The sequence below is a fragment of the Acinetobacter tandoii DSM 14970 = CIP 107469 genome, assembly GCF_000400735.1.
Lineage (GTDB): Bacteria > Pseudomonadota > Gammaproteobacteria > Pseudomonadales > Moraxellaceae > Acinetobacter > Acinetobacter tandoii.
Genome location: NZ_KE007375.1, coordinates 69,345 through 82,813 on the forward strand (window position 1 = coordinate 69,345; position 13,469 = coordinate 82,813).

Here is a 13,469-nt window from a genome sequence, read left to right on the forward strand (position 1 = left end):
TAAGAATATCCTATTTAGGTTTGGTAAGTGGTTATAGTCGAATTTCTTTACAATCAATCGCTTTAAGTATTTGAAGCATAAATATTGCCCCAAACGTACCACGATTGATCTTGTTGCTAATGTTTTGTGGTGTTTCTGATATACCCATTGCTTCAAGCTTTTTGGATAGATCAATCAGGCTTATATTTTTTCGGGCAATTTCTGCCTTAATTAAGCCTTTGGCATAGTCTTTCCATTCATCGTCACTCACGGTTTGACCTCATAAAAGATAAACGACATAGCATGTCGCTATAATATTTTAAATCATTATATTTGATGATTAAAACTATTACAATATATTAAGCATATCTTGTTTGTGATGGGTGATTTTATGAAAAAAGAATCTAAGCAACATTTCCTACTATCAGCAAAGGCTCGTACTTTATCTGTATATGAAATTATGCAAATCACCCATGAACAAGCTTTCTTATTGTTCAAAGAAATGCGGTGGGGAAAAGAACAACCGATATGCCCTCATTGCGATACCCAAGATCATCACTATTTCATACGTGGACGCAAGCAATGGCGTTGCAAGTGCTGTAATCATACGTTCAGCGTAACATCAGGTACGATCTTTGCCTTTCACAAACTACCACTCAAAATCTATTTAGCTGCTATTGCCATTTACTCTAACGCTGTAAAAGGCTTATCTGCTTTGCAGTTAGGTCGGGATTTAGGTGTTCAGTATAAGACTGCTTTTGTATTGGCACATAAAATCCGTGAAAGCCTTATAGATCAGCGTGACGATGAATTACTATCAGGTGATGTTCACATGGATGGTGCGTATGTAAATGGCTATGTACGCCCTAAAAACCACAAGGATGACCGTGTAGATCGGCGCAAGGCTGAATATCAAAATCCAAATAAACGGTGCATTGTGGTACTACGCCAAAAAGCAATGAACAGTAATCTACAAGGTGCTGATAAAACCAAAACTTATGTAGTTTATAGTGAAAACCAAAAAGACATTAATCATCTTGCCAATCAGCATATCAAACACGGCTCAACAATCCATGCAGATGAAAGTACCGCATACGATACACTAAATGCTCGTTTCACGACTAAGCGTGTCAATCATCAATATGAATACCGTTCTAAAGATGGTGTGACCAATAATCTTGCTGAAAGCTATTTTAGTCGGTTCAGACGTATGCAGTTAGGGCAGATGCACAAGTTTGGTGTGATGTACCTTGCCAACTATGCCAATGAAGCTGCTTATCGTGAAGATACTCGTAGATGGTCGAATGGTGAAATCTTTACTGATATTTTAATGAAATGCGCTCAAACTCGAACACATAAAGATTGGTGTGGCTATTGGCAGGGCAATAAGCGTAAATCAGAGCGTTTAGTCTGCTAATCCGCTATGCCCCACAAATGAGGACGATGATTGCTATGGGCTATAATAATACCTTTATCTCTTAATCGGTTCAGCACTTTGATGAAGCTAGGTGAAATATCATTGCCTACAGATGAATCTATGCCTTTAATGTCCAAAACTTTCATCATTAAATCTTTGTAGTTCATTGGCTCTTTTGCTTCACGCAAGCAAGTTAAGACTAATGACTGTAGTTCACCTCTTCCAAAATAAGGGTTTCTTTGATTTGTACGCTTAGATTTAACGCTTCTTAGATCAAATTCAGGTGAAAATAACTTAATAGTGTGATCTACATGCAGTAGCATTTCAGAGATACGTTGAATTTCTTTTTGATGTGCTTCAATTTGACCAAGCAATTCCGCACGTTTTTTAGTTAATCCTGATACGATATGTGATTCAGCCATAATCCCTTTCCTTATGTGTAAAGGAATTATTTTAAATGGCGAATCACTCTATTTATTGTGCTGTTGCTACATAATAGCGTAATTTTCCCTGCATCATTTGTTTTGAAAACTTCAAGGACTTTATTGCAATAGCTGAATTACAAGATGTTAGGTTAAATACCAATAAGAATACTATCACAGCAACTTTAAAATTAATTTCAGAAAAAATACTCGTAACTTCATATAGTAAACTAACGAAATTCGTAGATGTGTGTGATTTACATGAATTAGAAAAAGCACTTAATTTTGATGGATGGGAAAAAACAAGAACCCATTGGGCTATTAAAAATTCTGATTTATTCGTAAATTTAGCCCCTCTCAATATTTTTGAAAATTTAGAAACCATCAAAACGACCTTCCCAAATCAAAATATTGACCTAATCAACCCACCTCAAATTATCGGTCATCTAAATGCCACGATTAATACTGGTTTTAGTGTAGAAGCCCAACTTACTGTTATACCGCCATATATCTCAGATGTACCGGATTTTATAAATAAAGTTATAGAAATTAATGAAATAATTAATAATAAAAATGAAAATAGGGAAGTGTTTTATAGAGGACATGGGAAATTTTCCTATGAGTTGTTACCCTCTTTATTGCGTGAAGATCCAAAAGGCAAAGGAAAAGTCTATTTAGAAGGTGAGCATCTTTTATTTCGAGAATTGTTAACTACAGAACCTCTGTCATTTAGTAATGATATTAGTGGATTTGATATATTAACTCGTATGCAACATTACGGAATGCCCACTAGAATGCTTGATATATCAGGTAATCCTTTAACAGCATTATATTTTGCATGTGAAAATTTAAAGAATGATGAAGATGGAGAAGTTCTTTTAATTTCGGTAAAAAAATCAGATATATGTTTCTATGACTCAGATAAAATATCTTGCTTAACTAACTTAGCAAAACTTACAGCAAGTCAAAAAGATCTATTAGCTCAATATATTGTAAAATGCCAAAAAAATGATCCATCCAAGACTTTGTTAGATCATACTGATCTTAACGAAAAAGTATATGAACAGTATCTACATTGTATATTGAATGAAAAACCATATTTCAAGCCTAGAATAGAAATTAAGGATCTTAAAAACATCTTCTGCGTAAAAGGCAGATTAAATCAAGAAAGGATTATTGCTCAATCTGGTTCTTTTCTGATTTATGGACTTGATGCACAAGAATTACCTGAAAATGGTAATGATGACTTTACGGTACATAGAATTAGAATTAAGAAAGATGATAAAGAGAAAATATTAGAAGAGCTTGATTTACTAAAAATAAATCAAAGAACTGTCTATCCAAGCATTGATAACTCTGCAAAATATATAAAGAATAGGTTAGAAAATTTCAAAATATAGCCATCAAAAAATATATTCAATTACCAACTTCGATAACTTAAGACGTATCCAGCACTCTAAGTCATCCTATATGTGAATTCCTCCACCTTATGTCTAACTTCTCCTATAAGAATAAGGTGCTTTCATTTCAAGTCTAATGCATTCTCAAATTTAGTATTAAAATTCCCTCTCCTGAGCAAGTTTTAAAACACTACTTTAAAGCGAAGCGCAAGTGAGGGTTTGAGAGAAGTAAAACTACCTCACCACACCCAACTTATTCCAAATCTCAGGCGTTAAAAACGTTGTCACCATCTTGTTCAAATCCACATAACGCAACAAACCATTCAACTGCTGCTTTACTTCGGTATTCTTTACAATTTCCTCGCCTGTAATCTGTCCCAACTGCTGAAAACTTTCACCTACGGCTTGAATACCATCCGCCTGAATCACGGCTTTGGTTTGTGCCGAACATTGCTCGACCAAAATACGCTGTAACACCTGCGCCACGTTTTTATCTAGTGCCGTTTTCTGATCTTCCGTGACCTGACTAAACTGTTTTAAATCAGGATGTGTCGATAACGCCACAAATGTCCACTGCAACACCGCAGTTTTATCGGTCGCCGTGGTCGATTTCACTAAACAGTCACTCAGTTGATCCACCGTACTACTCGCCATACTCATTTGCGTTGCACCCAAAACTGTGGCTGCCAACAACACCGCACGCCCAAGACCCGACCATTTCCCCAGAGTTTTCACAAGCTGAACAGACATCTGCTGAATTCCAATAACTGATTGGCTTCTTTGTAGCACAGGACTTTAGCATTGGTTGTTATGACTCTGTATCTCGTGGGGTACTGAGTTAATCCAACTCACCGAGAGGCATCCACAACCTGATCAAACATGATTTAATATTGCGCTAAATCTCGCTCTCGACAAGACAGTTCATAATATTCAGCTTGCGGACGTCTTTTCAGACTGTGGCTATAATAATCAGTCTCATCCTTTGCTCTCGCTGCTAAAGTACATTGATTCTTTTTAGCAAATTGTTGCAGTGCATCTAAATCCGAAGTCTTGCTCAATACAGCACCCCAACCTTCACTGACACAACAGCCCACATATTCAGACATATATTCATCTGACACCGCGACCACGCTTTGCCCCATAAACTTGAGTGGTTTTTTAATGCTAAACACATCGTTATAGTCATAACGGGAAACTTCAGGTTTCTTGGCAATAAAACCACCTGCTTGTAAAGTTTTAAAGGTTGGAAAATCTTGTTTCGCAGTGCCCATTCCTCGATAAGTTGCCATGTCCGCTGCCATCGTCATTGAAGAAAAACCAATAGTCAGCCACAGTAAACTTTTTGAACCCCAATTTTTTACCTTCATCTTTATTCTCCATTGTTATTGCTATAAGACAGCCCAGCATTTTAATGCAGATCTAGTCTAAAACCACTGATAATCTTAATCATTCAGTCTCTTTTATTTCCTGTGTCCCTTACTCATCATTCATTACGACTAAAGACAACAAAGCATGGCTTAAACTGCTCATCGGGCTATGCTATGGTGAAGCAGAATAATTCCAGACATAACAACATAGAGAGAAAAATCATGTCCAAACAAATTCTCATGCTGGTCGGTGACTATGCTGAAGATTACGAAACTATGGTGCCTTTCCAGTTTTTAACAGGACTCGGTTATACCGTACATGCAGTCTGTCCAGACAAAAAATCGGGCGACAGTATTGCCACAGCGATTCATGACTTTGAAGGGGAACAAACCTACAGCGAAAAGCGTGGACACAACTTTGCCATCAACCATGATTTTGATGTCGTGAATACCGCAGACTATATTGGCTTAGTCGTTCCAGGAGGACGCGCACCCGAATATTTACGCATGAATGCCCGTGTAATTGAAATTGTGCAAGAATTTGATACAGCAAAGAAACCGATTGCTGCGGTATGTCACGGTGCACAGATTCTGGCCGCTGCCAATGTGCTGCAAGGTCGTACCTGTTCTGCCTACCCTGCGTGTGCAGCAGAAGTAAAACTGGCGGGCGGAAAGTATGCTGATATTGCAGTCACGGAAGCAGTAACGGATGGACATTTGGTCACAGCACCTGCTTGGCCTGCACACCCTGCTTGGTTGGCACAGTTTGTAAAAGTTTTAGGGGCAAGCATTCAGATTTAAAAAATTATCTAGCGAGTAGTGTTGTGTTCTAGGCGGACTATAGAACACAATGCGAAAGTAGCTATTTCGTCCAAAATAACTGATGATGTATAGTCGTGAACTTATTCCAGCACCAATAAAAATAGCCCTCTTGATTTTATAATAAGGTATGCATTTTTAAGGTGTTGGATGGCCAATCTCCCTAACAGAAAGGGGGAAAATTACGATTATTAAGCCACCTCAAAATAAATTGAATTTTCCTAACTGTTCAGCATTTTTTATGCATTCTAACAACTATTTCTTTACTGTATTCAGTGATGATACTTCAGTCTAATAATCTACTTTAGCTTAACCTTCAACCGCCTATTGCCCTTGTTTCAACATACGTTTTGCACCTGCATGGTTATAATTACTCGCAAGATTTTGCAAAATTTTATTGGCTTGCCCTTTCGGGTTAGAAAAACGGCTGCTATAAGCAGGCACACTGGTCAAACAACGGGCAACCAACATACCTGAATCGATATATACACTAGCATTTGTTCCTGCCAATTTTCCATAGTTATAGGCACGTTGTGCACTGTTACATGCGTTTAGCTTATTCGTACCTTTGCTTAAATCTCGACGAGCAGTGACATAAGCTTTGAGCTGCTGTTGTTGGGGCGTTTCAACCACTGGAGCAGTTACATTTTGTGAAGTTTCCACAGTAGGTTTGCTTTCTTTCTTTTTCTCAGTATCTTTTTTATTATCAGGTTCTTTGGCTATTTCAATTTTACTGTTTTTTGTCGTTACGGCATTTTTTGTTGTTTTCTTCTCAGTCGAATTTCCCCCTATATTTTTATACCATTGATGAGCTTCATCTGCACTCAACATACGGGTTTGTAAGCTCACAGCGCGCGCAGAAAGATTGCTTTCCAACTTTCCTTCTGCTGTCGGTTCAATCGAAACAATCCAACGTTCATCTGGCAATACGCACTCATAAGCACCTATGCCCTGTTTCACATTACCATTTGCCATCAACCGCTTTTTTTGGGCCTGATCTTTGACTAAATGCAAATTACTTTTATACAGCAAACCAAATTTTCCACCTTTAGCATGACAATAACTCCCTAAATACTTACGTGGATAGAGTGCCTGAGGTTCTGTGCTTTTTTGTTGTTGTCCCCAATCATAAACATATTCTTTCGCACCACCATTCGCAGCATTCAATTTTTTCTGGTCAATTAAAGCTTGTGGAGTAGCATATTTATTGATGGAATCGGTACTGAAATTACTGATGTGGTTACATCCCTGTAAAGTCATTCCCATCGCCCCAATGAAAATAAATTGTTTTAAATTCACGTCGTCGTTCTCAATAAATTATTTTATTATTTAAAAATATCGTAAATTACATAAAATAACAAACCATAGGTTACTGATTTTAATATTCATTTTTTGTTTTTATTGAAAACCAGATCAAGCAAACTATATTTAATGTTAAATAATTTATACTTTTAACTTTTTGATTGTATCAATTAACACAATTTTCTTAAGTAGACTCTACGGAAATGGATTTATAAAAAATATTTTTATATCAGTTAGATAAAAATAAACTCACCTGCCCAAGCTTCAATACATGATGATCGACCAACTACTTGACTACTGCTTCAATTTTATCTAATTCCCACACGCCTCCCGCAGCTAAACCTTTACACATGCCTGTCCAACGGTCCACCGTTTGCACAAACTGTTGCCCATTCCACACCCATTCTGCAATTGCCCAACAGTCACCAATGCCTCGCCCTTTTTGCCCACTATAAATATGGCCCTCCGAAAAATCTGACGCAGTTTCAGTAATAAAAGTTGCAGGACCTTTAAGGGAAGCATCTAATACCCACATGCCATAACCTTCATTATAAGCGGCACGCCAGCATAGCGTTGAGGCCAATACCTTTTGTCCACTCAGTTTATACAGTTGAATTGGTTGCGCCTCCTGTCCCTCACCTGTATAGACTCCTTCACAAAACCCTTCACCCATGTCCTCAGTTTTAGGTTGCGATGACATCAACGTTTTATGCAAAGTTTGATAGGGTGCTTGAGTTGGCTCTAAAATCCGATAGGGTTGATTTGCCGTCTTCACTTGTTTCACTACGAATTTGGGGATAGCAGCTAAAACACTTGCTTCACTATTGCTCCCTTTTTTAATCAAAGCATCCTTTGTATTCAGCCGCTTTTGAAAATCATCCATTTTGAGCAACGTTGCGGTCATGCCTTTGTCTGAAATTTGCCAATGTAAATCCTGATGCTTAAACTCAATTTTGACATTTTGAGCCGCAACTTCTAATAAAGCATTCACTTGGGACTTAGATAGCACACCCATTAAAGGAAGTTGATTGCCCTCCACACTCACCATACCTAAATCCCGATTATTCACAAAAAAATGAATATTCCGAACCTTAGACACAGGCAATTCTTCTTCTTCAAAACTGGCTAAAGCAAATTCTGCGGTTACTGCTTGCTTCGCACCTGCGTGACGCGTCAAAAGTATTGATGCGGGTTCAGATTGACTGAAATCATCATTTTGGTAACCTGCCGCACGGCATGTACCTGTATTGCTACAATAAAGTTCCCAGTCCTCATGAGAAAAGGATGTTCCTTTAATATCTTGCGCCAAAATGGCTGTACTGAATACGGCGAGACAGGTGGTGGAAATAAAATAAGGGATAAATTTCATCAGGAAGGCACTGTTATTTATTGTCATCATTATTTTTAGTTTAACGCTTTTCAGGTATTTGAACAAAATGGCATTACTTTCCAAGTGAAAAAAACCTGCAAAAATGCAGGTTTTTCATTCGATAAACCGCTCAATTATTCATCTAAAATCGATTCAAAGGCTTTCAAACGTTTGTAAATGGACAACAGTTCAATAATGGTTTTCCAAGACATAATTAAATATTGGAAAGATTCACGAACTTTATCAAAAACATTCCCAATCTGATTGACCAAACCTAAGGTCATTTTCCCCGCTGCAATAGATGGGAATAGCACCACTAAGCTATATAAAATATCAAGTTGTCGGTACCAAGTTGCTACCAAGTTAAAATAGGCATAATGAAAATACAGACGGAAATAGTTTTTGCGCACACGACTAAAAAGTTCGGCTAAGGTTGCAGGCTGCGCACGATCTGCATGATCTTCTCCATAGACCAATTCTTTACGATATGCTGCTTCCACTTTCTGATTATTAAATTCCAAACCTGGCAGCTTATTCCCTACAACCATCAATAATACGGTACCAAAAATCGCCCAAATAATAGATGCCCAGACCAATGAATGTTGCACTTCTCCCACTATCGGTAATACAGGCACATGTTTGGACAGATCAAATAAAATAGGCAAGAAAGCGACCAAAATCATAATGGCTTTAATCAGCTCTACCCCCAAATCTTCCATAATGGTGGCAAAACGCATGGTGTCTTCTTGCACACGCTGCGAAGCACCTTCAACTTGGCGCAGTTTTTCCCAACGTTCCGTATAGTATTCGTTCATCGCTGTACGCCAACGGAATACATAGTGACTGGTAAAGAAAGCATTAATCACAGCAAACGTTACTGCGACCATCGCAATGTAGAGAAAGGTTAAGGTGCCCATATATAAGTCTTTAATATCGCCACCTTTGCCCAACATATTTTGGATTAAGTCCCAAAATGGGCCATACCAAGCGTTGATTGCAACACTGACCTGTACGCCAAACCAGATGTTAAACAAAATAAAAGCAGAGCCCCAAATCGACCAACGTTGCCACTTATTGTCGGAAAAAAACTTCCAGAACAAAGCAAAGAATGCCGTTGAGATAAAGAACCAGACATAAAACCATAAAAATGAAGGTGACCAAAAACGACTCACGCCTACAGGTAACTCTGCATTTGTATATCCCTGTGGCCATCCAATGGCACTTCCCCATGTATTTCCACCTGTGTACCATAAAGTCATATTAAGCACAGACCAGAGCAACACCGAAATAAAAAACCATTTGGGATTTGGAAAAAATGATTTAAACATTGAACCCGAAAATCCTTGAGTTGTTTGAATGAATATCCTTGGAATACTAATCCTAATTTTGTAATTTATGGTACGAACTTTTACAGATATTTGTACCTTTTTCGATGATAAACACTTGTTTATGAAAACAATTCTCATTTACTGTGTTGATCTATTAAATCTATCTCATAATTTTTCACGTTTATTGTGTTCGCACTGAAATATAAGAATTCCGACTATGCGCCCAAATTCTTTTACATAAATATTCTATTCTCAGTGGATAAGCCACCCTATATTGCTTTTATGTTGGTTTTACAGAAAAATCAGACAGACATAGAATAGACTTTTGATTTTTATCAAGATCAATAACATTTTCTTATTGTTATTCCATCGAATATTTTGTATTTCTGATACAGAGCAATCTATGTCAAAAAGGAATAATGCTACTCTGGTGCCATAAAATTAACTAAATTCAAAAGGAGAATAATATGGAATCATTTGTAATCGAACTCATTAAACCGATTACCCTAGAAAAAGAAAACCACACGGCAAAATTCTTTGAAGAAGGCACTGTTCTTAAAGTCTTATTAAAAACACCCAACTCTTTATTGGTCAGTGATGATGCCAAATTTAGTTTTACTGTAGATTTAAATGATGAAGATATCATTTGGCGTAAACTCTAAAATTTTTTCAGGATTCATGAGTTTTGCTTATATAACGCTCCATATCAGGTATATGGAGTAATGATTTCCGCAAGCTTTAATCAAGCAAATTAAAGCATGGATAAAGATCCCTAAATCGATAACAATAATTTTCAGCAAAACACAAATGCTATATTTACATTCGGTCAATTCAACTTATTATGTATTTGTTTCTTTACTCCACACACAGATGGAATTGTGTGAATGTCCCACAAGGTTTTTGAAAGATGAAAAAAATAATTCTTGCTAGCTTAATCGCGATGTCCGCACAATTCGCATTTGCCGAAAGCAAACCTGCGACAGTCGATCCAGCTTTTGCTGAAGTTGAAGCCATGGTCAAAGCCAACAATATGACAGGTGCCTATCAAGCATTAGAAAAACTCGGCAAAGCAGGCAATCCCCAAGCCCTCTACAATTTAGGCTATTTAACCCAAGTTGGACAAGGGACAACCAAAGATGAAAAGAAAGCCATTCAGCTTTATGAACAATCGGCCAGTAAAGGTTATCCTGTTGCAGACTATGTGCTGGGTAAAAATTATTTAGCAGGTTCTTTGGGTTTAAAACAAGATACATCGAAAGCCAAACAATATTTTGAAAAAGCCTCTGCTAAGGGTTTTAGCGATGCAACAGTCGACCTAGCCGTTTTACTTTTTGCAGAAAACAATCCTGCCTCAGACAAACTGGCATTACAAAAGCTTGATCCTTTAGTTAAAAAAGGAAATTTCCAAGCAATTCATGCGAAAGCCTTGTATGACATTAGCACTGGTTTCAAGAACAAAGATGAAGCTCCAATCAAGCAAGGTCTAGCCAGTATTCAAACCTTGGCGCAAAAAGGCTATATTCCTGCATTGATGGCGGTAGGCAACATGTTTACCAATGGTAATATCGTGCCGCAAAACTTGCCTGAAGCGAAAAAAATCTTCACGGCGCTTGCGAAAGAAAATGTACCACAAGCTCAAGAATCATTAGCTGTGGTTGAGAAAATGATGGCTGAACAGGCGAAAGCATCAACTGCATCTTCAACTAAAGCCGCGAAAAAAAGCTAATTTATCCCGATCACTTGTTGGTATAGAAAATGCCCATCTAAAAAGATGGGCATTCTTTTGGGTCGAAAGATTGAAACTTATCCCCACCAAAATGCAATCAAACTACTCACAACTCCAAACCCTAAAATTGTACTGAGCATTAAAGGCGTAAGTGCTTTTTCATTTAGTCCATAAGTCTGTCCAAATATGCCAAATGCGATGGGCATCGGTAATGCAGCCAATAAAGTTCCTGCATACAACATTTCCTGACTGACATTCGGCAGTACAGAAAATAGGAGAAAAATGGTCAATGGCATGAGGATGATTTTTAAAAAAACCAAAACAAGGCTCTGTATATCAATGGCTTTTAGACCTATCCCCACCAAACTCCCACCAATCACAAATAGCGCCAGTGGTGATGCCGTCTTCCCTAGCATCGCTAAAATCTGATCGATAGCAGCGGGTAATTTTAGATTCAACAGCACACAGCCCATGCCCAAAATAATGGCTAAAATGACTGGGTTTTTCAGCAGATTAATTAAAGTGGGTATCGCAACCTGTTTAAAACTCCCCTGCTGCTGTAATCCCACCTCAGCAATCATTAATACCAAAGCGACAATCAGTAGATTTTCAATAATCAAAGTCAGAGAAATATAGATTGCAGCATGTTGACCAATCAACATGGTCAAAATTGCGGTACCGATAAAACCAGTATTCGACATCGATGCTCCCATCGCCATGACTGCCGAAGCAGTTAAGCGATGTTGGAAATAATGCCGATATAAAACAAAAGCACAAACGAACAGCAGTAATGAACCACCGCCATAAGCGATAAAATAGCTAGGATGCCAGATTTCAGATAGGTTACGACTGGCTAAGGCATGCAATAAAAATGCAGGCAATGCGATCTTAATGACGAAAGCACTCAGCGCTTTAATCTGTTCAGACAGAATTAAACCACCTTTCACACAGATGAACCCAAGCAATACCAACAAGATAATCGGTAAAATAATACTTAAAACCACAAGTGCGCTCCATGGCAATGCTTTTTCAAAATAGCTCCTCGTTGTGCTTACTCACGTAATGATCATGGTCTGATCACTAACCGTGTTTTCTTCAATATCCCATCAAAGTGCAATTTACTCGGAAAATGGCTTAAATAATTGCTTCACACCATGTGGCTGACAACGCAGATATTGCGGTGCAATTTCCAGAGTTTCTCCCAATTCTGCTGCGGCATGCCAAGGCCAACGCGGGTCGTACAACATTGCACGTGCTAAGCCGATAGCATCGGCTTGCTCATGTTGCAACACCTGTTCTGCTTGTTGGGCCTCGGTAATAAGCCCTACGGCGATCACAGGAATATCGACCGCTTGTTTTACCGCATGTGCAAACGGCACTTGATAATTTGCCCCTATCTGAATTGCCTGCTCCACGTGTAAACCACCACTGGAAACATGAATATATGCAACACCCAATTGCTGTAGACGTTTAGACAATTCAACCGACTCTTCAACCGTCCAGCCCCCATCAAACCAGTCTTGAGCCGAAAGACGCACACCAATTGGATAACCTTCAGGAACAGCAGCGAACACGGCTTGGAATGTTTCCAAAGTCATACGAATACGGTTCTCAAATTCACCCCCATATTCATCCTGACGTTGGTTCGCCAGTGGTGACATAAATTGATGCAACAGATAACCATGCGCAGCATGTAACTCGATTAAATCAAATCCTGCATCCACGGCACGAATTGCAGCTTGGGCAAAATCTTGTTGCACTTGTTTAAGTTCAGCAACTGATAAGGCATGGGGTGGAATATCTTTAGGATTAAATGCGACCTCACTGGCAGAAACGGTTTGCCAACCATGTTTTTCTTCTGGTGTAATTTGTCCTCTACCCAGCCAAGGCTTATCCGTAGATGCCTTACGACCCGCATGTGCCAATTGAATCGCGAAGGGCATGGGAGAGATTGAACGCACTTTTTTCAATAGCTGCTGCATTTGATCGCGCTGAGCATCATTCCACAAGCCTAAATCTGCAAAACTGATTCGCCCTTCAGGCTGCACTGCTGTTGCTTCAATAATACATAAGCCCGCACCAGATAAGGCATAGTTGCCCCATTGTTGCTCATGCCAATAACTCAGTACACCTTGATCATTGGCTGAATATTGACACATTGGTGCAATCACAATGCGATTTTTTACAGAGAGTGAACCATATTGGATCGACTGAAATAAGCGGGACATACAAGGCCTCATCATTCTAATTTCCGTGACTTATCACGTTATACAGATTATGACGTGGCTGCAAATACTCTTTTTATCTATTGTTTGACGTCCAGCCCCAAAAAGAAAGCGA

At 38.6% G+C, this 13,469-nt stretch carries 14 protein-coding genes; 5 read left to right on the forward strand and 9 right to left on the reverse strand.

The genetic code is table 11. The features are described 5' to 3' along the window. Positions 1-31: 31 nt before the first annotated feature. Complete coding sequence (locus I593_RS18265; RefSeq protein WP_002121548.1) at positions 32-250, reverse strand: DUF6471 domain-containing protein; 219 nt, start codon at positions 248-250, stop codon at positions 32-34. 120 nt (positions 251-370) lie between these two features. Here I593_RS18265 and I593_RS18270 point away from each other — a divergent pair, with 120 nt between their 5' ends. Then, on the forward strand, positions 371-1,396 hold the full coding sequence (locus tag I593_RS18270) for an IS1595 family transposase (RefSeq protein WP_002121625.1): 1,026 nt from the start codon (positions 371-373) through the stop codon (positions 1,394-1,396). On the opposite strand, the gene I593_RS18275 is transcribed toward I593_RS18270, so the two are convergent. Further along, a complete protein-coding gene (locus tag I593_RS18275; RefSeq protein WP_002121608.1) occupies positions 1,393-1,818 on the reverse strand; it encodes a hypothetical protein in 426 nt (141 codons plus the stop codon). The genes I593_RS18270 and I593_RS18275 overlap by 4 nt on opposite strands. A 248-nt stretch (positions 1,819-2,066) precedes the next feature. On the opposite strand from I593_RS18275, the gene I593_RS18280 reads away from it, so the two are divergent. Continuing rightward, a complete protein-coding gene (locus I593_RS18280) occupies positions 2,067-3,218 on the forward strand; it encodes an FRG domain-containing protein (protein ID WP_016165354.1) in 1,152 nt (383 codons plus the stop codon). 234 nt (positions 3,219-3,452) lie between these two features. On the opposite strand, the gene I593_RS18285 is transcribed toward I593_RS18280, so the two are convergent. Further along, positions 3,453-3,968: a hypothetical protein gene (locus I593_RS18285; protein WP_016165355.1), complete on the reverse strand. Its 516-nt coding sequence runs from the start codon at positions 3,966-3,968 to the stop codon at positions 3,453-3,455. Positions 3,969-4,102: 134 nt separating this feature from the next. After that, the gene (locus I593_RS18290; RefSeq protein WP_016165356.1) at positions 4,103-4,585 is read right to left on the reverse strand and encodes a hypothetical protein; all 483 of its coding nucleotides are present in this window, start codon (positions 4,583-4,585) and stop codon (positions 4,103-4,105) included. 222 nt (positions 4,586-4,807) lie between these two features. Between I593_RS18290 and I593_RS18295 the strand changes: the two genes are divergently transcribed. Beyond that, a complete protein-coding gene (locus tag I593_RS18295; RefSeq protein ID WP_016165357.1) occupies positions 4,808-5,386 on the forward strand; it encodes a DJ-1/PfpI family protein in 579 nt (192 codons plus the stop codon). 342 nt (positions 5,387-5,728) lie between these two features. Here I593_RS18295 and I593_RS18300 read toward each other — a convergent pair whose 3' ends face one another. The 3 genes from I593_RS18300 to sbmA all read right to left on the reverse strand — a co-directional run bounded on the left by I593_RS18300 (position 5,729) and on the right by sbmA (position 9,403). Further along, positions 5,729-6,703: a hypothetical protein gene (locus I593_RS18300; RefSeq protein WP_016165358.1), complete on the reverse strand. Its 975-nt coding sequence runs from the start codon at positions 6,701-6,703 to the stop codon at positions 5,729-5,731. Between the two features lie 289 nt (positions 6,704-6,992). Then, positions 6,993-8,075, reverse strand: a complete 1,083-nt coding sequence (locus I593_RS18305) for a DUF1176 domain-containing protein (RefSeq protein ID WP_016165359.1) — start codon at positions 8,073-8,075, stop codon at positions 6,993-6,995. Between the two features lie 134 nt (positions 8,076-8,209). Then, entirely contained in the window at positions 8,210-9,403 is a 1,194-nt protein-coding gene (gene sbmA, locus I593_RS18310; protein WP_016165360.1) for a peptide antibiotic transporter SbmA, read from the reverse strand. A gap of 467 nt (positions 9,404-9,870) precedes the next feature. Between sbmA and I593_RS18315 the strand changes: the two genes are divergently transcribed. Further along, a complete protein-coding gene (locus tag I593_RS18315) occupies positions 9,871-10,065 on the forward strand; it encodes a hypothetical protein (RefSeq protein WP_016165361.1) in 195 nt (64 codons plus the stop codon). 245 nt (positions 10,066-10,310) lie between these two features. Beyond that, entirely contained in the window at positions 10,311-11,129 is an 819-nt protein-coding gene (locus tag I593_RS18320) for a tetratricopeptide repeat protein (protein ID WP_016165362.1), read from the forward strand. Between the two features lie 77 nt (positions 11,130-11,206). On the opposite strand, the gene I593_RS18325 is transcribed toward I593_RS18320, so the two are convergent. Together I593_RS18325 and I593_RS18330 are read right to left on the reverse strand one after the other, a co-directional pair. Then, complete coding sequence (locus I593_RS18325) at positions 11,207-12,133, reverse strand: AEC family transporter (protein WP_016165363.1); 927 nt, start codon at positions 12,131-12,133, stop codon at positions 11,207-11,209. A gap of 114 nt (positions 12,134-12,247) precedes the next feature. After that, positions 12,248-13,357, reverse strand: a complete 1,110-nt coding sequence (locus I593_RS18330) for an NADH:flavin oxidoreductase/NADH oxidase (RefSeq protein ID WP_016165364.1) — start codon at positions 13,355-13,357, stop codon at positions 12,248-12,250. Positions 13,358-13,469 lie beyond the last annotated feature (112 nt).

What these genes read in the sequence shown, in the direction of transcription:
- I593_RS18275 (WP_002121608.1), bottom strand. Translation starts at nt 1,818, where the DNA reads ATGGCTGAATCACATATCGTATCAGGATTAACTAAAAAACGTGCGGAA.
- I593_RS18290 (WP_016165356.1), bottom strand. Translation starts at nt 4,585, where the DNA reads ATGAAGGTAAAAAATTGGGGTTCAAAAAGTTTACTGTGGCTGACTATT.
- I593_RS18315 (WP_016165361.1), top strand. Translation starts at nt 9,871, where the DNA reads ATGGAATCATTTGTAATCGAACTCATTAAACCGATTACCCTAGAAAAA.
- I593_RS18330 (WP_016165364.1), bottom strand. Translation starts at nt 13,357, where the DNA reads ATGTCCCGCTTATTTCAGTCGATCCAATATGGTTCACTCTCTGTAAAA.
- I593_RS18305 (WP_016165359.1), bottom strand. Translation starts at nt 8,075, where the DNA reads ATGAAATTTATCCCTTATTTTATTTCCACCACCTGTCTCGCCGTATTC.
- sbmA (WP_016165360.1), bottom strand. Translation starts at nt 9,403, where the DNA reads ATGTTTAAATCATTTTTTCCAAATCCCAAATGGTTTTTTATTTCGGTG.
- I593_RS18295 (WP_016165357.1), top strand. Translation starts at nt 4,808, where the DNA reads ATGTCCAAACAAATTCTCATGCTGGTCGGTGACTATGCTGAAGATTAC.
- I593_RS18270 (WP_002121625.1), top strand. Translation starts at nt 371, where the DNA reads ATGAAAAAAGAATCTAAGCAACATTTCCTACTATCAGCAAAGGCTCGT.
- I593_RS18285 (WP_016165355.1), bottom strand. Translation starts at nt 3,968, where the DNA reads ATGTCTGTTCAGCTTGTGAAAACTCTGGGGAAATGGTCGGGTCTTGGG.
- I593_RS18320 (WP_016165362.1), top strand. Translation starts at nt 10,311, where the DNA reads ATGAAAAAAATAATTCTTGCTAGCTTAATCGCGATGTCCGCACAATTC.